The 21120-nt window shown below is 57.6% G+C and carries 25 protein-coding genes; 13 read left to right on the top strand and 12 right to left on the bottom strand.

Features of this window, described 5'->3' with window-relative positions; genetic code table 11:
• The first annotated feature begins 322 nt into the window (after positions 1–322).
• Positions 323–664, top strand: coding sequence for an ArsR/SmtB family transcription factor (locus tag AC2FNR_RS08765; RefSeq protein ID WP_170355015.1), 342 nt, complete (start codon positions 323–325; stop codon positions 662–664).
• 15 nt (positions 665–679) lie between these two features.
• On the opposite strand, the gene AC2FNR_RS08760 is transcribed toward AC2FNR_RS08765, so the two are convergent.
• Positions 680–1705 carry a zinc ABC transporter substrate-binding protein gene (locus tag AC2FNR_RS08760; protein WP_496848769.1) on the bottom strand — a complete coding sequence of 342 codons (1026 nt, stop codon included), beginning with the start codon at positions 1703–1705 and terminating at the stop codon, positions 680–682.
• A gap of 92 nt (positions 1706–1797) precedes the next feature.
• Here AC2FNR_RS08760 and AC2FNR_RS08755 point away from each other — a divergent pair, with 92 nt between their 5' ends.
• The 4 genes from AC2FNR_RS08755 to AC2FNR_RS08740 all read left to right on the top strand — a co-directional run bounded on the left by AC2FNR_RS08755 (position 1798) and on the right by AC2FNR_RS08740 (position 4035).
• On the top strand, positions 1798–2277 hold the full coding sequence (locus AC2FNR_RS08755; protein ID WP_170355013.1) for a Fur family transcriptional regulator: 480 nt from the start codon (positions 1798–1800) through the stop codon (positions 2275–2277).
• Positions 2274–3029: an ATP-binding cassette domain-containing protein gene (locus AC2FNR_RS08750; RefSeq protein ID WP_331251797.1), complete on the top strand. Its 756-nt coding sequence runs from the start codon at positions 2274–2276 to the stop codon at positions 3027–3029. Before AC2FNR_RS08755 ends, AC2FNR_RS08750 begins: the two co-directional genes overlap by 4 nt.
• Entirely contained in the window at positions 3029–3823 is a 795-nt protein-coding gene (locus tag AC2FNR_RS08745; RefSeq protein ID WP_170355011.1) for a metal ABC transporter permease, read from the top strand. The genes AC2FNR_RS08750 and AC2FNR_RS08745 overlap by 1 nt, the downstream gene beginning before the upstream one ends.
• 74 nt (positions 3824–3897) lie before the next feature.
• A complete protein-coding gene (locus tag AC2FNR_RS08740; RefSeq protein ID WP_209194128.1) occupies positions 3898–4035 on the top strand; it encodes an entericidin A/B family lipoprotein in 138 nt (45 codons plus the stop codon).
• A gap of 72 nt (positions 4036–4107) precedes the next feature.
• Here the strand turns inward: AC2FNR_RS08740 and AC2FNR_RS08735 are convergent, their stop codons facing one another.
• From AC2FNR_RS08735 to AC2FNR_RS08725, 3 genes are all read right to left on the bottom strand, one after another.
• Positions 4108–4254 carry a hypothetical protein gene (locus AC2FNR_RS08735; protein WP_480866075.1) on the bottom strand — a complete coding sequence of 49 codons (147 nt, stop codon included), beginning with the start codon at positions 4252–4254 and terminating at the stop codon, positions 4108–4110.
• Between the two features lie 165 nt (positions 4255–4419).
• A complete protein-coding gene (locus tag AC2FNR_RS08730) occupies positions 4420–4869 on the bottom strand; it encodes a hypothetical protein (RefSeq protein ID WP_234899443.1) in 450 nt (149 codons plus the stop codon).
• A 116-nt stretch (positions 4870–4985) separates the two neighbouring features.
• Complete coding sequence (locus AC2FNR_RS08725; RefSeq protein ID WP_234899444.1) at positions 4986–5300, bottom strand: hypothetical protein; 315 nt, start codon at positions 5298–5300, stop codon at positions 4986–4988.
• Between the two features lie 192 nt (positions 5301–5492).
• Between AC2FNR_RS08725 and AC2FNR_RS08720 the strand changes: the two genes are divergently transcribed.
• Positions 5493–6440, top strand: a complete 948-nt coding sequence (locus AC2FNR_RS08720) for an aldo/keto reductase (RefSeq protein WP_496848767.1) — start codon at positions 5493–5495, stop codon at positions 6438–6440.
• A gap of 34 nt (positions 6441–6474) precedes the next feature.
• On the opposite strand, the gene lepA is transcribed toward AC2FNR_RS08720, so the two are convergent.
• Complete coding sequence (lepA, locus tag AC2FNR_RS08715) at positions 6475–8274, bottom strand: translation elongation factor 4 (RefSeq protein ID WP_170355008.1); 1800 nt, start codon at positions 8272–8274, stop codon at positions 6475–6477.
• Between the two features lie 86 nt (positions 8275–8360).
• Positions 8361–8915 carry an RNA ligase family protein gene (locus AC2FNR_RS08710; protein WP_496848765.1) on the bottom strand — a complete coding sequence of 185 codons (555 nt, stop codon included), beginning with the start codon at positions 8913–8915 and terminating at the stop codon, positions 8361–8363.
• Between the two features lie 235 nt (positions 8916–9150).
• Between AC2FNR_RS08710 and AC2FNR_RS08705 the strand changes: the two genes are divergently transcribed.
• Both AC2FNR_RS08705 and AC2FNR_RS08700 read left to right on the top strand, forming a co-directional pair.
• A complete protein-coding gene (locus AC2FNR_RS08705) occupies positions 9151–9459 on the top strand; it encodes a hypothetical protein (protein ID WP_170753872.1) in 309 nt (102 codons plus the stop codon).
• A 66-nt stretch (positions 9460–9525) separates the two neighbouring features.
• Entirely contained in the window at positions 9526–10467 is a 942-nt protein-coding gene (locus AC2FNR_RS08700) for a LysR family transcriptional regulator (protein WP_496848763.1), read from the top strand.
• Here the strand turns inward: AC2FNR_RS08700 and AC2FNR_RS08695 are convergent.
• Positions 10464–10907, bottom strand: a complete 444-nt coding sequence (locus AC2FNR_RS08695; RefSeq protein WP_170355005.1) for a low molecular weight protein-tyrosine-phosphatase — start codon at positions 10905–10907, stop codon at positions 10464–10466. The genes AC2FNR_RS08700 and AC2FNR_RS08695 overlap by 4 nt on opposite strands.
• A 28-nt stretch (positions 10908–10935) precedes the next feature.
• Between AC2FNR_RS08695 and AC2FNR_RS08690 the strand changes: the two genes are divergently transcribed.
• A complete protein-coding gene (locus AC2FNR_RS08690) occupies positions 10936–11631 on the top strand; it encodes an NAD-dependent deacylase (RefSeq protein WP_480866085.1) in 696 nt (231 codons plus the stop codon).
• A 60-nt stretch (positions 11632–11691) separates the two neighbouring features.
• Positions 11692–12300: an HdeD family acid-resistance protein gene (locus AC2FNR_RS08685; protein WP_170753866.1), complete on the top strand. Its 609-nt coding sequence runs from the start codon at positions 11692–11694 to the stop codon at positions 12298–12300.
• Positions 12301–12380: 80 nt separating this feature from the next.
• Here AC2FNR_RS08685 and AC2FNR_RS08680 read toward each other — a convergent pair whose 3' ends face one another.
• From AC2FNR_RS08680 to meaB, 5 genes are all read right to left on the bottom strand, one after another.
• The gene (locus AC2FNR_RS08680; RefSeq protein WP_496848762.1) at positions 12381–12854 is read right to left on the bottom strand and encodes a copper chaperone PCu(A)C; all 474 of its coding nucleotides are present in this window, start codon (positions 12852–12854) and stop codon (positions 12381–12383) included.
• A 41-nt stretch (positions 12855–12895) separates the two neighbouring features.
• Positions 12896–13246 (bottom strand): hypothetical protein, encoded by a 351-nt coding sequence (locus tag AC2FNR_RS08675; RefSeq protein ID WP_170355001.1) that lies wholly within the window; start codon positions 13244–13246, stop codon positions 12896–12898.
• Between the two features lie 414 nt (positions 13247–13660).
• The gene (gene rpmB, locus AC2FNR_RS08670) at positions 13661–13948 is read right to left on the bottom strand and encodes a 50S ribosomal protein L28 (protein WP_008756960.1); all 288 of its coding nucleotides are present in this window, start codon (positions 13946–13948) and stop codon (positions 13661–13663) included.
• Positions 13949–14108: 160 nt separating this feature from the next.
• The gene (locus tag AC2FNR_RS08665) at positions 14109–15260 is read right to left on the bottom strand and encodes a Hint domain-containing protein (protein ID WP_496848761.1); all 1152 of its coding nucleotides are present in this window, start codon (positions 15258–15260) and stop codon (positions 14109–14111) included.
• Positions 15261–15368: 108 nt separating this feature from the next.
• Positions 15369–16358 (bottom strand): methylmalonyl Co-A mutase-associated GTPase MeaB, encoded by a 990-nt coding sequence (gene meaB, locus AC2FNR_RS08660; protein WP_496848759.1) that lies wholly within the window; start codon positions 16356–16358, stop codon positions 15369–15371.
• Positions 16359–16511: 153 nt separating this feature from the next.
• Between meaB and hrpB the strand changes: the two genes are divergently transcribed.
• The 3 genes from hrpB (at position 16512) to AC2FNR_RS08645 (ending at position 21113) form a co-directional block, all read left to right on the top strand.
• On the top strand, positions 16512–18944 hold the full coding sequence (hrpB, locus tag AC2FNR_RS08655; protein WP_496848758.1) for an ATP-dependent helicase HrpB: 2433 nt from the start codon (positions 16512–16514) through the stop codon (positions 18942–18944).
• A 139-nt stretch (positions 18945–19083) separates the two neighbouring features.
• On the top strand, positions 19084–19542 hold the full coding sequence (locus AC2FNR_RS08650; protein WP_496848757.1) for an NUDIX hydrolase: 459 nt from the start codon (positions 19084–19086) through the stop codon (positions 19540–19542).
• A gap of 92 nt (positions 19543–19634) precedes the next feature.
• Complete coding sequence (locus AC2FNR_RS08645) at positions 19635–21113, top strand: inorganic phosphate transporter (protein WP_496848755.1); 1479 nt, start codon at positions 19635–19637, stop codon at positions 21111–21113.
• Positions 21114–21120: the final 7 nt, after the last annotated feature.

Here is a 21120-nt window from a genome sequence, read left to right as displayed (position 1 = left end):
TTGCTATGGATCGGGACTTTACCCGAAGAAACGTTACCTGAGTCTTAGTGTTGCCATAGAGGGGCTGCAAGGGGGGCCGGAGACTTCTGATCAACACATTGCTTTTTGTCGGCCATCGGCAGTTGTTTCTGCGTGGCGCGACACCGCCACTGCCCGTTTTCAACTAGGGGCTTCTTTTGTCTGCGGATGCTCTCTTTCCCATCACGTCATTTTGATTCATGCATATGGACAGATTTGGTCAGTATGTGCACTTAAGCGGCTCGAGTAACCGAGTCCGGATTTTACGTAGACCATCGCCCGACTGGGCATAAAGGACAAGATAATGGCACTGGCGCAGGTTAAGCAGGACATACCAAACGATAACATCGAGCTCATTGCAGGAAGCGCGACGCGGGCTTCGAATTTTCTGAAGGCGATCAGCCACGAAGGACGGCTGATGATCCTATGTCATCTTATATCCGGCGAAAAATCTGTGACAGAGCTAGAAGAGTTGCTGTCAGCGCGTCAGGCTGCTGTGTCACAACAGTTGTCACGACTTCGCCTTGAAGGGCTTGTTATGCCGCGCCGCGAGGGCAAGGCGATCTATTACCGCCTTGCTGATGACCGCCCCAAACGCATGCTCGAAGTGGTCTATGAATTGTTTTGTGAGGAACAGACAGCCTGAGCCGAACTGTTAAAATCACGACCCGTTTGCGCAAACCAGAAAGCTCTGTGCCATAGCCTGCAGCAACGTGGGATAGAGCTTCGGACCTGGATCAACAGCGATTCCGACAGGGTCCAGATCAAGGATCGTGGCGCCTGACCCCTCAATCGCGGTCTCTACCAGCCGGGTGTCGTATTGAGGCTCGGCAAAAGCGCAGTCTATTTGATCTTCTGAAACTTTTTCCCGAAGCGTTGCCAAGCGCGCGGGACCGGGGTTGGCCGCGTCCCCCAAGCTGACAGAGCCTGATGTTTCCAACCCAAAACGCTTTTCGAAATACTGATAGGCGTCGTGGAACGTGATGAAACGATGCGCCTTCATGTCGGCCAAATCTGCGTTGATCTGGTCGCCAAGCAGAGTCAATTCATTGTCGAACGCTTTGGCATTGTCTTGGTATGCCTGCGCATTTTCGATGTCGACCTCGGCAAGAATATTGGCAATCGCAAAAGCCCATGTCCGCGCATTCTCCGGATCAAGCCACGCATGTGGGTCTGTTCCGTCGTGGTCATGAGCATGATCTTCATGACCATGGTCGTCGTGGTCCTTGTGACCAGCATGGTCATCATGATCCGCGTGGTCCTCATGACCATGGTCTTCGTGGTCCTTGTGACCAGCATGGTCGTCGTGATCCGTGTGGTCGTCATGACCACTCTCTTCAACAACATCGCGGTATTCATGCAGGATCGTACCGTCAACCTCCAGCAAAGAAATCTTTTTTGACCCTGCCGACAAAGTGCTCAGCGGCTTGTCCATCCAAGGCGTCAATTCCTCACCAACCCAAAAGACAATGTCAGCAGATTGCAACGCGCGCGCCTCGGACGGGCGCATCGCGTGGCTGTGAGGCGACGCCCCAGGCGGCACGATCAGTACCGGCTCCGCGACACCATCCATAACGCGCGCAACAAGCGAATGAACCGGCGCAATATCAGCAACTACTTTGGGGGGCTCCGCAACAACCTGACTAGCCATAACAACGCCAAGAACGCATACCGTGGAACGCAGCATAATGCCTCCTGAATGATATGTTATTACATTTACTGGTCGCTTGATATGCCCCACGTTATAACATATCAAGCCACAAAATGACGGAGCCCCTAATGAGTACAGTCGGTTTCAGGCAACATGATCACACGCATTGCGTTCAGACTGCCCTCGCGCAAGCCGAGGCAAAATGCAAAGCGAAACGCTTGCAATTTACGCCTGTCAGGCGGCGCGTCCTAGAGATCCTGCTTGAAAAACATAAGGCCATGGGAGCCTATGAAATTCTTGCAGTGTTATCCACCGAAGGGATGGGGTCGCAACCGCCTGTCGCGTATCGAGCCCTGGATTTTCTGGTTCAAAACGGGTTTGTCCACCGGATCGAACAACTTAATGCATATGCTGCCTGCGCACATCCGACACACGACCATGTACCGGCCTTCCTGATATGCCGGGCGTGCAAGGCCGTCGCGGAAACAGAAACTGAACTGACTCAGGGCAGGCTGGGCGCTGCCGCGAACACTTCGGGCTTCCAGATCGAACGCGTCGTTGTCGAAGCCGAGGGTCTGTGCCCCGAATGCATAGGATTGCAGGCGTGAAAAGAACTCTGATTACGCTGAAAGACCTGTCGATCCGCGCGGACGGCAGAACTATCCTTGAACATGTGAACGCAACTGTCTCGGAAGGTGAGATCGTAACGATTGTCGGGCCAAACGGATCAGGTAAGTCCACGTTACTACGCGCGATGATCGGGGCGGCTTTGCCCGCACATGGGACTGTCAAACAGGCCAAAAACCTGCGGATTGGTTATGTTCCGCAAAAGCTGGCACTGGACGCGGCTTTGCCCATGACGGTTCAACGGTTCCTCAGCCTGCCCCGCCGCGTTTCCGCACGTGACGCCATAACCGCGTTGGACCATGCGGGTGTACCTGACTTGCGAAACCGTCAGATGACCAAGCTGTCCGGCGGCCAGTTTCAGCGTGTCCTTTTGGCGCGCGCGTTGCTGGAGAAGCCGCAATTGCTTCTTCTGGACGAGGCAACCCAGGGGCTAGACCAGCCGGGTGCCGCCGCGTTTTATCAACGTATCGAGCAGGTTAGACACGATCTGGGATGCGCGATCGTAATGGTCAGCCACGACTTGCATGTCGTTATGGCGGCCTCAGACCGTGTGTTGTGTCTGAACGGGCATATCTGCTGCGAGGGCTCTCCGCGCTCGGTCGCAGACGCACCGGAATACCGCGCCTTGTTCGGAAGTGGGACGAAGGGAACAATGGCGCTTTACCAACACCAACATAGTCATTCACACGACCATGATCACGGCTCGACACTCTCGCAGGAAAAGGCAGACTGATGCTGGATGACTTTATGGTACGCGCGGCCCTCGCTGGTGTCGGAGTAGCCATCGCAGCCGCTCCGCTTGGATGTTTCGTGGTTTGGCGCCGCATGGCTTACTTGGGCGAAGCAACCGCGCACGCATCTGTGTTGGGAATTGCTCTGGCCCTCGCATTTTCCCTGCCAATTTTGCCCGCGATCATCGTTTCGGCCCTTACAATGGGACTAACCGTAACGCTGCTGAGGGGAAAAGGCTTCGCGATGGATACTCTGTTAGGAGTCATCGCCCACACCGCACTGGCGGCCGGACTGGTGAGCGTCGCACTTCTGTCGGACGTCCGGCTTGATCTGGATGCCTTTCTATTCGGCGACATTTTGGCCGTGGCAAAAACAGACTTGGTGACGATCTGGGTCGGTGGCGCTCTTATTCTGGCCGTGATGGTTCAGAGATGGTCTGCCCTGCTGGTTTCCACACTTAATCCAGACTTGGCCTATGCGTCTGGTATTGATCCCAAACGCGAGGAACTTTGGCTGACATTGGCTATGGCCCTGGCTGTGGCCGTGGCGATCAAAGTCGTGGGTATTCTGCTGATTGCGGCGCTTCTGGTCATCCCTGCAGCGGCTGCGCGATCTTTGGTCCGAACCCCCGAAGCCATGGCTGTCTGCGCCGCGATCCTTGGCTCTTTGGCGGCGTTGGGTGGGTTGGCGGGGGCTTATATGGCCGATACGCCCGCCGGTCCCAGCATTGTCTGCGCCGCGGCCCTGGTGTTTCTGGTAACCGGGGTCAGCGGCCCCTACCTTTACCGAAACTGAAACCGCCCAAACCGCTGGTTACATACGGGAAAAACTGCTACGACGCTCAGAGAACAAAACCTATGGAGCAAACGATGATCCGCACTCTACTAATTGGGGCCGCCCTATTGACTTTGACAGCGTGTGAAACGGCAAAAGGTGTCGGGAAAGACATCGGCAAAGCTGGCGACGCGATTAGCAACACTGCAAGTGACGTACAGCAGGCTATTTAACGACTGCGGCATGTGACCTGAAGCCGGTGATACAGCAGCGCATTCTCTACACTCGGTGACGCGATCACCGGGTCAACCAAAAATCTGGCGAACGCGCAGCCACACCATTTTCAGGATTTTCAACAAGTTGGGTCGGACAACGGCTTCGTTTCGCCACACGAGGCTGCGCTGAAGGTCCGCACGGGTCAGGAAACCGATGCCGGGAACACATTCCGACATCGGGCCATCCTGCCCTTATCGCGAGCGATCCAGCCACCGCCCGACCCGTCTCCTCCCTGTGGAGACCAATTTGAGAAGCGCTCCGACCCGGCCGGAATTACCCACTAAGCGCTGCAGATTAACTACAGCCGGTACCCCCTACAGCCCAACCGGACCGGAAACGCTTCAGTTCACCTGACGTTCCAGAACGGTGCTGTAGGTCGTTCCGCGACGCAGGCTACGGAAATCCGCATAAATCTTGCCGTCCTCATACCGGGCATCAATCAGCGCATTCACACCGATCTCGGGATTGGCCGAGCTTTCGACGATGCTGATCCGGGTCGGGTCGTCCAGGCTGATGGTCCCGGTGGCATCCAGCATTCGCCAGTCCTGAGCGGCACTTGACCGCCACTTGCTGGGCCCCCAGAACACATTGTCTTGCTGTTTTTGGATATCCAGCACCCACTCGGCGTTGTTGAACCGGGGCACATCGCCGGTCGTTGTCCGGTTCGGGCCGACGGCAGTATAGCTGCCCACCCACGTCCCGCGCAGGTCGGGCGTGTCGGCCATGGCTGTCGTTGCAAGAGTAAGGCTCGTGGCCAGAGCGGCTGCTCCGGCAGTCATAAATCTGGTCATTGTCTCTTCCTCCGTTTTGTCCAGGCCGGTGCTGGCCTGCTGAACAGATTGGGAGGGTGCAGACGCGTTACAACATTTGTGAAGGAAGCTTCATGAAGGGTTCAGATTGCGGTTAATCAGGCCCACGCCAAGGCGGTTCCGGCGACAACCAAGGCAATCCCGATCCCTTCCCGCATCGAGAAGTCTTCACCGAACAAGAAGAACGAGGCAATGGCGATCAGCACAACCTCGGCCCCCAGAATGCCGGTATAGATGATGCCCAACCGCTCCTCGCGCAGCGCGGCAAGCTCCAGCGTTGCGGCGGCCAGCAGGGTTGCCACGATCAACAGGCTAAGGCCGAGGCCGGGGATTTTCCACCAGAACTTCATCGAGATCATGGCAATGGAATAGAGACCTGCCGATCCGAGGGCGATTATGGGGACCATGGACATAGGGGCCTCCTACCGAAGTTGCCGCTCGGTCAACACTAACAAGTTTCAAAAAGTTGGGCTGTGAGGAGGATCACATATTTGGATATCCTGTTTGGCTTTCGAGTGATTTTACTCAGCCCTCCAGCTTGAAGTGCATAAGAATCCCGTCGAATATTCATATATTCTGATTCGAATTTCAGAAGAGGGGGAGCCATGACGACGTTTCACGAAATCGGTCTAACCGGGGTGCGAATTCCTCGAATTGGTTTTGGGTCAACAGGAATAGGTAGCATTCCGCAAATCTATGGTTACGAAGTTGATGAGAATAGGGCGCGAGAAACCTTGCGCACAATACTTACCCGCCCCGACGGGTTTATCGATACCGCCCGCGGCTATGCTATGGGCCGAAGTGAAGACCGCATTGGGAGCGTAATTCGTGAACTCGGTGGTTTGCCAGAAGGCTGTGTATTGTCCACGAAAATCGACCGCGACATGGAGACGAGCGTGTTCGACGCTACCCAAGCGAGGCGGTCTTTAGAACAAAGCCTGAAGGCACTCGGCGTAGACAGCGTCGACATCCTTCACCTCCACGACCCGGAATACGCTGGTGATATGTCAGAGATCACGCGCAGCGGAGGTGCGCTGGACGAATTGTTCAAAATCAAAGAGGAAGGCCTTGCAACTGCCGTTGGTTTGGCCGGCGGACGGCTGGACGTCTTGTCGCCTCTGTTGCGCGACTGGGACTTCGATGTTGTGATGACGCATAACCGGCACACACTTGTAAACGTGAATGCTTCGCCCCTAATCGAACAAGCCGTTTCCAAGGGTGTCACCGTCTTAAATGCAGCACCCTACGCGGGAGGAATTCTGGCAAGAGGTAGCGCGGTTCACCACTTTTACGTTTACCGGCCAGCAACAGAAGAAATGCTCGCGCCTGTGCGCGCGGTCGAAGATATCTGTGCCCGATACGACATTCCAATGGGCGCGCTAGCGCTGCAATTCTCGCTTCGAGATGCAAACATTGCTTCAACAGTTTGCGGGGTGACGTGGCCCCAGCATGTAAACCAAACGCTTGAGTGGGCCGATTGGGACATACCTGAGGCGGTCTGGACTGAACTCACCGACCTCGGACAATCGGACGCCGATCCAGAATCCGCGTAAACTTGGACAAACCAAGAGGAAGAAATGGACAGCCTTAGCTGTCCATTTTGAGCGCTGAAATAAACGCCTCTTGCGGGATATCGACCTTCCCGAACTGGCGCATCTTCTTTTTCCCCGCCTTCTGCTTATCCAGCAGTTTGCGTTTCCGGGTGGCGTCGCCTCCGTAACACTTGGCGGTCACGTCCTTGCGCAGGGCCGAGAGGGTCTCGCGGGCGATGACCTTGCCTCCGATGGCGGCTTGGATCGGGATTTTGAACATGTGGCGCGGGATCAGGTCTTTGAGCTTTTCACACATCGCCCGGCCCCGCATCTCGGCCCGATCGCGGTGGACCATGGTCGAGAGCGCATCGACGGGTTCGTCATTCACCAGCACCGACATCTTGACCAGATTGTCCTCTGTATAGCCGGTCATCTGATAGTCGAACGAGGCATAGCCTTTGGTCACCGATTTCAGGCGGTCGTAGAAGTCAAAGACGACCTCATTCAGCGGCAGGTCATAGACGACCATGGCGCGGCTGCCGGCATAGGTCAGGTCCAACTGGATGCCGCGGCGGTCCTGACAGAGTTTCAGCACGTCGCCGAGGTATTCGTCGGGCACCAGAATGGTCGCCTTGATGCGCGGCTCCTCGATATGGTCGACCTTGGAGGGGTCGGGCATGTCGGCGGGGTTGTGCAGCTCAATCATCTCGCCGTCCTTCATGTAGACGTGATAGATCACCGACGGCGCGGTGGTGATGAGCTCGATATCATATTCGCGTTCGATGCGGTCTCGAATGACCTCAAGGTGCAACAGCCCAAGGAAGCCGCAGCGGAAGCCAAAACCAAGTGCCGCCGAGGTTTCCATTTCGAACGAGAACGACGCGTCGTTCAGGGCCAGTTTGTCGATCGCATCCCGCAGGTCTTCGAATTCGGAACTGTCGACGGGGAAGAGGCCACAAAACACCACCGGCTGCGCGGGTTTGAAGCCGTCCAGCGCGTCCTCGGTGCCGTTGCGGTCATTGGTGATCGTGTCGCCCACGCGCGTGTCGCGGACCTGTTTGATTGAAGCGGTCAGAAAGCCAATCTCACCGGGTCCGAGGCTGTCGACCATTTCCATCTCGGGGCGGAAGACGCCGACGCGGTCCACATGATGGAGGGTCCCGTTCGACATGAACTTGACCCGCATCCCCTTTTTCAGCGTGCCGTCCATGATGCGGACCAGAACGATCACGCCCAGATAGGCGTCGTACCAAGAATCCACCAGCATCGCCTTGAGCGGCGCGTCGAGGTTGCCCTGCGGTGCGGGCAGTTGCTGCACGATGGCTTCCAGCGTCTCGTGGATACCCTGCCCCGTTTTGGCCGAAACCTGAATGGCGTCGGTCGCGTCGATGCCGATCACATCCTCAATCTGTTCTGCCACACGGTCACAGTCGGACGCGGGCAGGTCGATCTTGTTCAGCACCGGCACGATCTCATGATCAGCGTCGATGGCTTGGTATACATTTGCCAGCGTCTGCGCCTCGACCCCCTGGGTCGAGTCCACGACCAGCAGAGAGCCCTCGACCGCGCGCATCGACCGGCTGACCTCATAGGCGAAATCCACGTGGCCGGGGGTGTCGATCAGGTTCAGCACATATGCCTCGCCATTGTCGGCGGTATAGTCGATGCGGACCGTGTTGGCCTTGATTGTGATGCCGCGTTCACGCTCGATATCCATGCTGTCGAGCAGCTGTTCCTTCATGTCGCGATCCTTGACCGTTCCGGTCTCTTGGATGAGCCGGTCAGCAAGGGTGGATTTGCCATGGTCGATATGCGCGACGATGGAGAAATTGCGGATATGAGCGAGGTCTGTCATAGCGACGGGATATGGTTCGAAAACAGTCGCTGGTCAAGGTGGGACAGCCCCATGCGAACGCCTTTGTTCGCGCGGCTTGTCGGATGTCATGCAAGCTCGTTTTTGATCAGTTCAGCATTCATCCAATGCGTGTCGCTTTGCACATGATCTTCGCGCACATACTTGGCCAGGCGGGTTGGCATATCCTGTTCCGAAAATGCAGCCATATCACGAACCACGAAACCCTCTTGCCTATCGAGATCTAGGTTGGAAAGAACAGTGCTAACAACCTGATCCGAAAACGGCCCGCGATGCAGTTCTGGTACCGGCGCGATCCCAAGTTCGGCAAAGCGAAAGAGAGTCGCGTCCCAGGCCTGAACCTCCTCTTGTTTGATCCATACAAAACCCAGAAAACAGGATGGTAAAGCGCGATACACGATAGAGTGGCGTGCAAAGAGATGCTCGCCAACAATACGCTCATTCTCGGCCAGTTGAGGTGAGATGCCAGCCGCAAAAGCTTTCATCCAATCGCGCGACGGATGGTATCGGGCATCAAGGCTGCGTGGATGGCAGCCCTGGTTGTGAATAGTCGTATTCTCACCGTCCATTTTCTCGGTGAAGACCACCTCATCGGCGGCAACCAGCCCGTCGACACTGCGCATGATTTTGTCATCGCTGGTAGCCCCAGGGGATTGTGGCAAATGGAATGTGCGGCCGTATTTCTTAAGCATTTTGTTTTCAAATTCGTTGGTTTGCCTAAGCAAATGCGACTTTGCTCCACTGCCCAATCACATTTTCGCACCCCCCGATTGATCCCGAAACCAGTTTGATTCATACTCCGCGAAAGGCCGAGAGGGGCGCAAGATCCCTCCGGGCAGGCAAAAACGAGGCTCGAGCATGAAAAAGTTCCTCTTAATAGCATTCTGTGCTGCGTCTGTGGCAAGTTCTCCATTGGCGGTTGAGGCCGCGCAAATCAAGCGGGCATGTCTGGCGTCGGACCGGTCGGCTGCGACGCGGGATCGGTGCAGTTGCATTCAACGTGTGGCCGATCAGGCGCTGACGCGCAGCGACCAAAAGACCGTCTCGAAATGGTTCGCTGACCCCCATCAGGCGCAGGAGCTGAAAATGTCACGCACCGCGCGGGATGATGCGCTATGGGATCGATATCAGAATTTTGGCCAGATGGCGCAGGCGATCTGTAGCTAAATACCTCAGCATCCTTGACCTGACCCGTCCTGCGCCCCAGAAAAGGCGCAGCAAAAGGGGTGTGCGATGGTGATGAAAGGGCTGACTTTGCGGGGCCTTGAAGTGTTCGAGGCCTTAGCGCGCACCGGTTCGGTTGCGCAGGCGGCCGAGATCACCGGGCTCAGCCAGCCATCGGTCAGCCAGCAATTGCGCAATCTGGAAAACGCGTTGGGCACCGAACTGGTCGACCACGGACGCCGCCCAATGCGGCTGACCCAGGCCGGGCGCAGCTTTCTGGCCCGCGCTGAGACGGTTTTGGCCGAACTGCAAATGGCCCAGAGCGAATTAACCGTGATGGATCTGGGTCATCTGACTACCCTGTCCATCGGGCTGATCGACGATTTCGACAATGACCTGACGCCCCGGTTGGCGACATTGCTGGCCGACAGCCTAACGCGTTCGAAATTCAAGCTGATCACCCTGCCCAGCCTGGATCTGTTTGCCGATCTCGAGGCACAGCGCCTGCACATGGCCGTATCAGCCCATTCAGGTGAAGTGCTTGAAGGCGTTGCCGAATACCCGCTGGTGCAGGACCCGTTCATTCTGGTTACCCCTAAAGGAGCGCAGGATGCAGTGCAGACCCTACCCTTTCTGCGTTATGCCCGTGAACAGCTTATCAGCCGCCAGATCGAGGCACATCTGGCCCGCCAGAAACTAGAGTTCGAGGAACGGTTCGAGATCGGTTCGCACCTTGCGTTGATGGCGATGGTCGCGCGCGGCCTTGGCTGGGCTATCACCACGCCCTTGGGTTTCATGCGCGCCGCCCGGTTCCACGACGGGCTTGAGGCGCACCCTGCCCCGTTTGGGGACTTTTCTCGAATGATCTCGCTGTTCACCCGCACCGACTGGTCCGATCAGGTTCCGCAAGAGGTGGCCGATATGATGCGCCGACTGATGCGCAGCCAGATCGTGGACCCGGCCTTGACGCAACTGCCTTGGCTGGACGGTCGGCTTAAGGTGATGGCCTAACCACGCAGATGAGCGGCGAGGCCTTCCACAGCGGCCTCGATCAAGTCCAAAGCTCCGTCAAAATCACGGGTGTAATAGGGGTCGGGCACATGGTCCGCGCCGGTTTCTGGGGCAAAATCGGTCAGCAAGCGGACCGGAGTGTCGCTGCCCTCGGGGCGCAGATCCTCAATATTGGCGATGTTGTCGGCATCCATGCCAAGGATCAAATCAAACCGGTTGAAATCCTCCGCCACAAATTTCCGGGCGCGCAAATCGCCCAGTGCTACCCCCCGTACCATTGCTGCCTTCTGCATCGGCCCATAGGGCGGGTCGCCGACATGCCAGCCCGAGGTCCCGGCGCTATCAGTCGTATGATGTGGTGCACGGGCGCGAAACACGCCCTCGGCAGCGGGTGAACGGCAGATATTGCCCAAACAGACAAACAGGATACGGTGGCTCATGCACCAAGGTGTAACGTGTGAGGTAGGAATGGAAAAGATTGTCATCCTGACCGGAGCCGGAATCTCGGCCGAAAGCGGGTTGGGCACATTTCGGGACGAAGGCGGGCTTTGGTCTCAGCATCGGATAGAAGATGTCGCTACACCCGAAGGGTTTGCGCGTGACCCGGCCTTGGTACAGGGGTTCTACAATGCCCGCCGCACACAGGCGGCGAACGCGCAACCCAATCCGGCCCATCAAGCGCTGACCCGGTTGCAACGCAACTGGCCCGGTGATGTTGTGATCGTGACCCAAAACGTAGATAGCCTGCACGAAGCCGGCGGGGCCAAAAACGTTCTTCATATGCACGGAACTCTTGCAGGGGCGCTTTGCGCCGCGTGCGACCACCGCTGGGTTGCCCCCCCGGAGATGTCCGTGGGTGAATCCTGTCCCGCATGTGCCGCACCGTCTGCCAGACCCGACGTAGTTTGGTTCGGAGAGATGCCTTATCACATGGAAACCATCTACGATCACCTTTCCGAGGCTGCGATCTTTGCTTCGATCGGAACTTCTGGGCAGGTCTATCCGGCCGCCGCTTTCGTGCACGAGGCTGCCAATGCTGGTGCACGGACCGTCGAATTAAACCTTGAACCCTCGGATGGCGCGTCCAGCTTTGAAACGGTCATCCTCGGCCCGGCGTCGGAAACAGTCCCACGCTGGGTCGACGACCTGCTGGGGCAACAATAGACGTCAGATACAAAAGAGATTTATTGTATACTGAACCCGCGACCACAACCGGAGGCCCACATGACCGACCCTCATACGCCGCACGAAGAAATCCTTGATAGCCACAGCCTGGACGGTCGCGAAGCGATGGGAGAGCAGCTGGCCAATCTGTGGTGGACTTTTTTGTTGCGCGGCATTCTCGCCGGTGTGTTGGGGGTTGCAGCGTTGTTCTGGCCGACGGGCAGCATTTCGCTTCTGTTGCGTCTAGTCGGTCTGCTACTGGTGCTTGACGGCGGCGTCACCCTGTTTGGGTTCGGTCGACGCGGCCTGATCGGAGGATTCGGAATAGGCGCTTTGCTTATTGGGCTGGTCCTTCTGATCTGGCCCGAGGGCGTGGCGCGACTGACCTTCTTCCTTTTGGGTGCATGGGCCCTGATTGTTGGCGTCGGTTCGCTGGCAGCGTGGCGACAAATACCGGATCAGCATCCAGATTCGGCAACCTTCCGCAATTCAGGGATCGTCGCGTTGCTGATTGGGCTGGTTCTGATGTTCTGGCCAGGCAGCGGAATGGTGGCACTGGGCTGGGCCATTGCGTTCTCGGCGCTGGCCTTCTCGGGGGTCATGATCTTCCTCGCATTGCGTTTCAAATCCGCCCGCGACCGCGTTTCGATGCGCGTCGTCAACCGCTAGACTCGACGCAAACAGGCCGGGCTCAGCCCGGCCTGACGCGTGGATGACCGCCGCAAAGCGGCGCGAAGACGCGCGTAGCTTCAGTGCGAATGCGACCCGTGCCCACCAGCGTCGTGACGCTTCAGATCAACCGGAATGTCGACCTCGACCTCGCCTGCCTTTTCGAAGATCAAAGTGACGGGGACAGTGGATCCTTCTTCGAAAGGCGCCATCAGCCCCATGAACATGACGTGGTCCCCTCCGCGTTTCAGCGCACGAGCTTCACCCGCCGGTATCACGAACCCTTCCTCGACATGGATCATCTTGGCAACGCCGTTGGCATCAACCTCATGCGTGTGCAGTTCAACCCGCGCCGCAGCCTCAGATTCAACGGCGATCAACCGGTCATCTGCGTCACCGGTGTTTTCGATCATCATGAACGCCGCACCGGCTTTGGCAGTCTTGCCGGACGAACGCGCATAAGCATCTTCGACTGCAATCGAATCCTGTGCCACTGCGGCGGTTGCAATGGTGGCGGCGGCCAGAGTGGCCAATAGTTTGAATGAAAAGCGCATCTGGCTTCTCCTGCTTTAAGTGTCTGAGAATAAGTTGATTGTCAGAACACGACAGGAGGAGCCCGCGCAGGGTGATGTGGAATTGGTGCCGCAATCAGGTTGCGGCGTGTCCGTGCGGGTTGAACCTGATCGGGCTTTGGCGCTTCGGGCACGCGGGACGAAACATCAAGGACCGCCCCAAGCAACGTCATCGCATAGTCCGGACAGAAATGCGGAGGCTGCGTGGGTTGTCCATCCGCATCCGTATAGACGACCACAGGGCCGTCTCCGGTACACAAGACCATCTGCCCAACGGCAGTTTCCATGCCCCTAGACGCGGCTACTCCTTGCCCGGTGAGCAAGACAAGCAGCGACAATACAAAAGGCAACGTCTTATGCAGAACAGCTTTCATTTCGCCTTTGATATAGGCCGGACGTTAAGAGGGCTTCAAGCGCAATCGAATACGCTTGAAGCCCGTGGGTCAGGAGGAAAGTATCAACCGTCCCGTTCGGTACGCTTGACAGACCCTTTGGTCAGGCTTGTATGCAACCTGTTCACCTGACGTTGCATCCGAAAACATGTCCCAAAGGTTTTGCCGAAAAAAGCGGCCAACAGGGAGAAAGATTCGAGAGATTTGAAAGACATGAGAATGATCTCCGTCGGATGAATATGCTTAAACATAACGTCATTCAGAGCGGAGGTATGTGAACAAAATCACTCCATATCCACGGATTGTCACCAAATCGCGCTTTTTGGCTTTGATGCAATAGAAAAGGCCCTGCGCCATCATGGGTACAGGGCCGAATATTTTACATGTGAAAAAGGCTTAGGCCGAGGCTTGTGCCTTGGCGATTTCCTTTTTCACTTTCAGCGCGTTAGCCGACAGTTCGTCGTCCTTGGCTTTGGCCAGGAACGCGTCCAGACCACCGCGGTGGTCGACCGAGCGCAGAGCAGCCGCCGAGATGCGCAGCTTTACGCCACGACCCAGGGTTTCCGACTGCAGGGTAACGTCGTTCAGGTTCGGCAGGAAACGACGACGAGTTCTGTTTTTGGCGTGGCTGACATTGTTGCCAGTCATCGGGCCTTTTCCGGTCAGTTCGCAACGGCGCGACATGGTTTCTTCCTTTGTTTCTGGAGGCCCGGCATAACACCTCGGCCAAATCACAAGGGGCGCAACCCGAAGTCGCGCCCGAAAACTGGTTGGATGCGTGTAGTGGGAATCGACGGAAGGGTCAAGACGGATCGCGCGGATTCTTTACGCCAACTTTGTTTGTTCAGCCAGCAGGTCCCGATTGCGACCACAAAAGCGGTTTACCGTTTTTAAGATGGCGTTCCAACAACCGGGCTTGCTGCCGTGCCTCAGGTATCAATCTGGCGGTTTCTCGCGTGGGAAGACCCTTGGCCAAGTCTGGGAAAATCTCGAAAATCTCACGCCGCGCATTGGGGTCCAACGCCCGCAACGCCTCAACACCGGTGAAAAGGCTTTCAGTCGGCGCTCCTCCGGCAAAAACAACCTGATGCGCATCAAACAGCAGGTGGAAATACTCCACCTCATCCACGTTCTCGTCAACGAAAATGCCGGGCGTATCAACAAGTCTGATCGCGGCAACAAGAACTTCAGGCGCACCAAACATTCGCTGCGCGATCCGGGACCGCACTAGCATTCGATGCTGTCGCGATACCAAAAGGTCTTCGTGCGGCAGGCCATCACCAAGCGCCCCTGCTGATATACGAACTGGTCGCAGACGAGGGTTGGCCTGTAAATCTGCCTTGAAAATGCTGCGTCGCCCAATCCATCGCAGCGCTTGCACGCCTTGTCCCAGCGTCAGAACTTCGTCCCCAACCTTCAGCGTCTGGATGCAACGGTCACCTTTGGTCGTCAAAATCTTGGTGTCTCGAGTAAAGCACGGCACGCCCGACCCGTTTTCGAAAGCACTGTATGTGACGGTTGCGCCCGACGGCAGCGTGAACGTGCCACTGGACACCGAATAGGCAACCCCGGCCTCAACCGTGACCGTACCGAATGTGGCGTCGTTAACGACCGTGCCTTCCGGTAGGTTCAGCGTGTCTGTACCGCTTCCGCCGACGACGTCATCGTTGACGGTCGTACTGCTGAAATTGAGCGTGTCATTACCCGCCCCAAGCCTGATAGAGCCGACATCAGACCCGCTGACTGTTATCGTATCGGAATTTGCACCGCCCGAGACTCGTCCAATCACAGTACTATTGGAAATGACGATGTTGTCGTTACCCGTATTCCCAACCACGTTGTCGGAAATCGTGCTGTCCGTGACCGTGATATCGTCATCGCCGCCTCGACCGCGAATGTTATCAATAGGAGACCCTTGGGGAGTGCCGTTCAGCGTCCCGCTGTCGTTTGTGACGTCAATATCATCGCCACTGTTGGTCCCATTGATACGAGGCATAGTCTCAGGTCCTGCGATTTATACGATCACAATACCATCTTTACGCGCACTCGACAGCCCCCCGCACGCAGTACGGGAAACTCGGTTCACATCACGCAATTCTTGTCTTCAGGAGTATCCCTGGCCTGGCATCAGGTTCGATAACAGTGTTTCTGCCGCCACTGACGGGCTTAGTCCCTCTTCTCGAACCGCGTTGCCCAGCCGTTCCATCTCGGCGCGGGCCTGTGGGGTCGCAAGCCGCGACAAGAGCGCATTGCGCACTTCCTGTTCAAACCAGAACTGCGCCTGCTCCGCTCTGTTCGTGGACCAATAACCGCTTTCCTTGCGCCAATTTGTTAAAGAGCGCATTTCGTCCCAGGATTGCTCAAGCCCATGCTCTTCAACCGCAGAGACCGTCATGGCCTTGGGGAATCCTTCAGGGTCCTGCGGGCGCTTTCTCAGCAAACGCAGCGCTCCTGCATAGTCGGCACAGGTCCGTGTGGCCGTTGCCTTGAGATCTCCATCCGCCTTGTTGACAAGAATAATGTCGGCCATCTCCATAATACCGCGCTTGACCCCTTGCAGCTCGTCCCCACCTGCAGGGGCCAGCAGCAAAAGAAACAGGTCTGACATCTCGGACACCACGGTTTCCGACTGCCCTACTCCAACCGTTTCAATCAAAACCACGTCAAACCCAGCTGCCTCGCACAGGGCGATGGCTTCGCGCGTTCGACGCGCAACACCGCCCAAATGGCTTTGGCTGGGGGAAGGTCGGATAAAGGCGGCAGGTTCCCGGCTTAGGCGCTCCATCCGGGTCTTGTCGCCCAAAATCGAGCCCCCAGAACGGGTCGAACTGGGATCGACGGCCAAAACCGCCACGCGCAATCCCTGACCGATCAGCATCATGCCAAAGCTTTCGATGAACGTGGATTTACCGACGCCCGGCGTACCTGACAGCCCAATCCGCAATGCCTGTCTCCCCGCGCCTGCGAGACGCGCCAGCAATTCACTGGCCTGCGCTCGATGATCGGTGCGGCCGCTTTCTACCAAGGTTATTGCACGGGCCAGCGCGCGCCGATCCCCTTTTAAAATCCTGTCACTCAGGCTGTCTATTTCCATTTTAACCCCGATCTTTTGCGGCACGACTACTTGCCGTCGCTGAAGCCGATTTGTCCAGACCGGACTGCGCCGGAATCCGTTTGGATGTAAGCAGGTCGTCACCTGCAAACCACAGAACTGGACGCGGCCCGATGCTTGGCGGATAAAGCCCGCATGACTCGCCTGCCCATTGAAGACGCCATCCCCGATCTGCTGGACGCCCTACGAGCTTCGGGGCGCGCCGTGCTGCAAGCGCCCCCGGGCGCGGGCAAGACGACTCGTGTGCCTTTAGCAATGCTCGAGGCAGGGCTGTGCGCTGACAAGATCGTGATGCTGGAACCCCGTCGGCTGGCTGCCCGTGCCGCAGCGGAACGCATGGCCGAAACGCTGGGCGAGCGCGTGGGGGAGACTATCGGCTACCGGGTGCGTGGCGAGGCAAAAGTGTCCAAATCCACCCGGATCGAGGTTGTGACCGAAGGCATTCTGACCCGGATGCTGCAATCTGACCCCGACCTGCCCGGCGTCAGCGCAGTGATCTTTGATGAATTCCACGAACGGTCCTTGAATGCCGATCTAGGGCTGGCGCTTTGCCTCGAAGTGATGGGCGCGCTGCGCGACGATCTGATCCTGCTGGCAATGTCCGCGACATTGGACGCTGAACCGGTCGGACATTTGATGGGCGCTCCGCTAGTGACGTCTGCGGGCCGCAGTTTTCCGGTCGAGACACGCTGGCTGGACCGCCCGCTTGGTCCGCAAGCACGGCGGTTGGATGCGTTGGTCGATCTGGTGGTTCAGGCCGAGCGTGAAACGGCAGGTGGGATGCTTGTGTTCCTGCCCGGGGAAGGTGAAATTCGCCGCGCCGAGGCCGCTTTGGCCGGACGCTTGCCTAACAGATGCACGCTGCGCCCCCTGTTCGGCGCAATGCCCTTTGCAGCACAACGCAAGGCCATAGCTCCGATTGAGGAGGGGCGTAAGATCGTTCTTGCCACGTCGATTGCCGAAACCTCTCTGACCATTCCAGATATTCGTGTTGTGGTCGATATGGGGCAGGCGCGACGCGCGCGGTTTGATCCGGGCTCGGGGATGTCCAGGTTGGTCACCGAACGCGTCACACGTGCCGAGGCTACCCAGCGCGCAGGCCGCGCGGGGCGCGTGGCAGAAGGGGTCTGCTATCGCCTTTGGTCCAAAGGAGAAGAGGGCGCGCTCGCGGCCTACCCCCCAGCCGAGATCGAAGCCGCCGACCTAACCGGTCTGGCGCTGGAGCTTGCGCTTTGGGGGGCTGAATCAAACGACCTCGCTTTTCTGACCCCTCCGCCCGAAGGCACCATGGCCGAAGCCCGCAGCTTGTTGACCATGTTGGGCGCTTTGGACGGCAAGGGGCGGATCACCGATCACGGACGCGCCCTTTCGGCCCTGCCCCTGCATCCCCGGTTAGGCCACATGCTAGAGCGTGCCGGGTCGGACGCATCCTCTCTGGCCGCGCTGATGGCCGAACGAGACCCGCTGCGCGGCGCGCCGACCGATATGTTGCTGCGGCTAGAAGCACTACGCGATCTGCGCGCTTTTCAGCGCAATCGCATCTGGCAAGTGAATTCGGGGGCAATTGACCGCATAAAGGCCGAAGCCAAGCGGCTGCGCCGAAATGGAAAGCCATCTGATCTGAGCCCCGCAGCCATGGCTGCGCTGGCCTACCCCGACCGTATCGGCCAGCGTCGCAAGGGTGACGATCCGCGATATGTTTTGTCTGGCGGAAAAGGTGTGGTGTTGGACAGTGCCGACACTTTGGCAGCGAGCCCTTATCTGGTTGTCACAGACACCGACGGCAACCCACGTGAGGCGCGTGTGCGCATGGCCGCGCAAATATCCGAGCGCGAAATTCGCGATCTGTTCGCGGATCAGATCGACTGGGTTGATAGCTGCGTCTGGTCCAAACGGGACCGCCGCGTTGTTGCGCGTCGGCAAGAGCGGCTGGGTACCATAACTCTGGACGACCGCATTTGGAAAGACGTGCCCGAAGACATACTGGCTATGGCAATGCTGGACGGAGTGCGCGATCTGGGTCTGCGGCTGAACGGCGCATCGGCGCGTCTGGCCGCGCGGGTCGAATTGGTCAGGGCCGAGGGCGTTGACCTGCCCGATTTCTCACCTGACGGGCTGGCTGCGTCGTTAGAGGACTGGTTGCTTCCGATGCTCTCGGGCGTGCGATCGGCTGACGACTGGAAAAAGTTCGACCTGCTACCTGCATTGCGCGCCCGGTTGGATTGGAACCAGACAAAGGAACTGGACCGGCGCGCACCCGGATCATTCGAAACACCTTTGGGTCGGAAAGTGCCGATTGACTACGGCGGTGCGGCCCCCGAAATCTCGGTCCGGTTGCAGGAGCTGTTCGGAGTAACCCGCCATCCGATCGTGGGCGGCGAGCCCCTCAAGATCACTCTGCTGTCCCCCGCCCAGCGCCCAATCCAGATCACAAGGGACTTACCGGGGTTCTGGGCCGGCTCATACGCAGACGTTCGCAAAGATATGCGCGCCCAATATCCCAAACACCCGTGGCCAGAGGATCCAACCCAAGCTGATCCGACACTGCGCGCAAAACGCCGACGTTGATCCGCTTGTGACAGTCTGATCCTTTTCCGGGCACAAAGACCGCCAACACGGATCAAACCTTCACCCGTTCATTGAACATATACCATTTCGTTGTTATGTGCTGCGCTGAGGAGGCGCCCTGACCACAGGGCGTAAGAGCATGACAAAATGGCTGCACAATATTTGGGAAGAGGTCGCAAGACCTCTGATCCTGCGCCCGCGCAGGGTGCAATTTGCCGCGTTATGCACTCGGAATACAAACGAAGGCGTGCAGGTTCTGCTGATTACAAGCCGCGATACCGGACGTTGGATCATACCAAAAGGTTGGCCGATTGACGGGCTCAATGGTGCACAGACCGCAAGACAGGAAGCCTGGGAAGAAGCCGGGGTAAGGGCGCGAACCGTTCAGGAAAAACCCATCGGGCAATTTGCATATGAGAAAATCCTCAAGGATGGCTCGGCACAACCCGTTCTGACGACTGTTTTCCGCATCGAGGTTCAGGACCTGGCCGAAGACTACCCAGAAAAAGATCAGCGCACACGCGCGTGGGTATCGCCCACGACCGCAGCCGAGAGGGTGCACGAGCCCGAGCTGCGTGACTTGCTGAGACGATTGTAACAATTAAGCGACAAATTGATGACAACGGTGTTGTCCCTGAACCGGAAACCGGATAGCGGCATGCGTCGATCCGATTTTCGGTATGAAACACTATGTCAGACCAAAGCTCAAAAACCCGATGGCAAACGCTGGACAGCGATCTGAATCGTATCTCACGCGTTGAAACCGCGAATGTCCACGTGGCACGCCCCATGCTGGCACCGGGGATTGCGCTGGCCTTTATTGCCCTTGCCGGTTTGTCGGCGGCAGTTCTGTTTGGCCAGGCAGATGGTGGACTAATCGTAGTCGCAGCAGCCGCGTTCGGCGCATACATGGCAATCAACATCGGCGCCAATGACGTGGCCAACAACATGGGCCCAGCCGTCGGCGCCAATGCGCTGTCCATGGGTGGCGCCATTGTTATCGCAGCGATTGCCGAAAGCGCTGGAGCATTGCTCGCAGGAGGAGACGTGGTTTCCACGATTTCGAAAGGCATCATCGACCCGGCCTCGGTTCAGACAAGCAACGTGTTTATCTGGGCTATGATGGCTGCGCTGATATCTTCGGCGATGTGGGTTAACCTTGCCACTTGGGTTGGCGCTCCGGTTTCGACCACACATTCGGTCGTGGGTGGAGTTATGGGCGCAGGTATTGCCGCAGCCGGTCTAAGCGCCGTCAACTGGACAACCATGAGCGCCATTGCGACAAGCTGGGTCATCTCTCCGGTATTGGGTGGGGTGATTGCTGCGGGTTTCCTTGGGTTGATCAAGGCCAAAATTCAATATCAGGATGACAAGATCGCTGCTGCACGGCGATGGGTTCCCATTCTGGTCGGCGTCATGGCCGGAGCATTCGCAACATATTTGGCCGTTAAAGGGCTGAAGCGGATCGTGAAAGTCGATCTGGAAATCGCACTGCTGGTTGGGCTGCTGTCAGGAATTTTGGCGTGGTCGGCAACTATTCCATGGGTGCGCCGCAAATCCGAAGGGCTGGAAAACCGGACCAAATCACTGAAGTCGTTGTTCGGTTTGCCGCTGGTCATCTCGGCTACATTCCTGAGCTTCGCCCACGGCGCCAACGATGTCGCCAACGCAGTCGGCCCCTTGGCCGCAATCGTGCACGCGGCCGAGTTCGGTGACTTTGCTTCGAAAGTTGCGATTCCGACATGGGTTATGGTGATCGGGGCCTTCGGGATATCTTTCGGCTTGTTCCTGTTCGGGCCAAAACTGATCCGCATGGTTGGCAGCCAAATCACCAAACTGAACCCGATGCGTGCCTTTTGCGTGGCTCTGTCGGCTGCGATTACCGTGATCGTGGCAAGCTGGCTGGGTCTGCCCGTCAGTTCGACACATATCGCTGTTGGCGCCGTGTTCGGCGTTGGTTTTTATCGTGAATGGCATTCAGATCGCCGCTGGAAAGCCTCGAACCAGCAGCGACCGCCCCAGCGTCGTTTGGCGCGGGAAGAGCACAAGCGGCGTAAACTGGTGCGGCGTTCGCATTTCATGACCATTATCGCGGCATGGGTTGTTACGGTTCCGGCTGCTGCTGCTATGTCAGCCGTGATCTTCTGGATGCTGACGGCCTTTCAATAAAACAATG

The sequence above is a fragment of the Ruegeria sp. SATB045 genome (genome assembly GCF_059613525.1).
Note: the sequence above shows the minus strand (reverse complement) of the source record. Positions and strands in the feature narration are given on the sequence as shown.

Bases quoted from the DNA above. Each gene is read 5' to 3' on its own strand.
- AC2FNR_RS08765 (WP_170355015.1), top strand. From the start codon at position 323: ATGGCACTGGCGCAGGTTAAGCAGGACATACCAAACGATAACATCGAG.
- AC2FNR_RS08760 (WP_496848769.1), bottom strand. From the start codon at position 1,705: ATGCTGCGTTCCACGGTATGCGTTCTTGGCGTTGTTATGGCTAGTCAG.
- AC2FNR_RS08755 (WP_170355013.1), top strand. From the start codon at position 1,798: ATGAGTACAGTCGGTTTCAGGCAACATGATCACACGCATTGCGTTCAG.
- AC2FNR_RS08745 (WP_170355011.1), top strand. From the start codon at position 3,029: ATGCTGGATGACTTTATGGTACGCGCGGCCCTCGCTGGTGTCGGAGTA.
- AC2FNR_RS08740 (WP_209194128.1), top strand. From the start codon at position 3,898: ATGATCCGCACTCTACTAATTGGGGCCGCCCTATTGACTTTGACAGCG.
- AC2FNR_RS08735 (WP_480866075.1), bottom strand. From the start codon at position 4,254: ATGTCGGAATGTGTTCCCGGCATCGGTTTCCTGACCCGTGCGGACCTT.
- AC2FNR_RS08730 (WP_234899443.1), bottom strand. From the start codon at position 4,869: ATGACCAGATTTATGACTGCCGGAGCAGCCGCTCTGGCCACGAGCCTT.
- AC2FNR_RS08725 (WP_234899444.1), bottom strand. From the start codon at position 5,300: ATGTCCATGGTCCCCATAATCGCCCTCGGATCGGCAGGTCTCTATTCC.
- AC2FNR_RS08720 (WP_496848767.1), top strand. From the start codon at position 5,493: ATGACGACGTTTCACGAAATCGGTCTAACCGGGGTGCGAATTCCTCGA.
- lepA (WP_170355008.1), bottom strand. From the start codon at position 8,274: ATGACAGACCTCGCTCATATCCGCAATTTCTCCATCGTCGCGCATATC.
- AC2FNR_RS08710 (WP_496848765.1), bottom strand. From the start codon at position 8,915: ATGCGCAGTGTCGACGGGCTGGTTGCCGCCGATGAGGTGGTCTTCACC.
- AC2FNR_RS08705 (WP_170753872.1), top strand. From the start codon at position 9,151: ATGAAAAAGTTCCTCTTAATAGCATTCTGTGCTGCGTCTGTGGCAAGT.
- AC2FNR_RS08700 (WP_496848763.1), top strand. From the start codon at position 9,526: ATGGTGATGAAAGGGCTGACTTTGCGGGGCCTTGAAGTGTTCGAGGCC.
- AC2FNR_RS08695 (WP_170355005.1), bottom strand. From the start codon at position 10,907: ATGAGCCACCGTATCCTGTTTGTCTGTTTGGGCAATATCTGCCGTTCA.
- AC2FNR_RS08690 (WP_480866085.1), top strand. From the start codon at position 10,936: ATGGAAAAGATTGTCATCCTGACCGGAGCCGGAATCTCGGCCGAAAGC.
- AC2FNR_RS08685 (WP_170753866.1), top strand. From the start codon at position 11,692: ATGACCGACCCTCATACGCCGCACGAAGAAATCCTTGATAGCCACAGC.
- AC2FNR_RS08680 (WP_496848762.1), bottom strand. From the start codon at position 12,854: ATGCGCTTTTCATTCAAACTATTGGCCACTCTGGCCGCCGCCACCATT.
- AC2FNR_RS08675 (WP_170355001.1), bottom strand. From the start codon at position 13,246: ATGAAAGCTGTTCTGCATAAGACGTTGCCTTTTGTATTGTCGCTGCTT.
- rpmB (WP_008756960.1), bottom strand. From the start codon at position 13,948: ATGTCGCGCCGTTGCGAACTGACCGGAAAAGGCCCGATGACTGGCAAC.
- AC2FNR_RS08665 (WP_496848761.1), bottom strand. From the start codon at position 15,260: ATGCCTCGTATCAATGGGACCAACAGTGGCGATGATATTGACGTCACA.
- meaB (WP_496848759.1), bottom strand. From the start codon at position 16,358: ATGGAAATAGACAGCCTGAGTGACAGGATTTTAAAAGGGGATCGGCGC.
- hrpB (WP_496848758.1), top strand. From the start codon at position 16,512: ATGACTCGCCTGCCCATTGAAGACGCCATCCCCGATCTGCTGGACGCC.
- AC2FNR_RS08650 (WP_496848757.1), top strand. From the start codon at position 19,084: ATGACAAAATGGCTGCACAATATTTGGGAAGAGGTCGCAAGACCTCTG.
- AC2FNR_RS08645 (WP_496848755.1), top strand. From the start codon at position 19,635: ATGTCAGACCAAAGCTCAAAAACCCGATGGCAAACGCTGGACAGCGAT.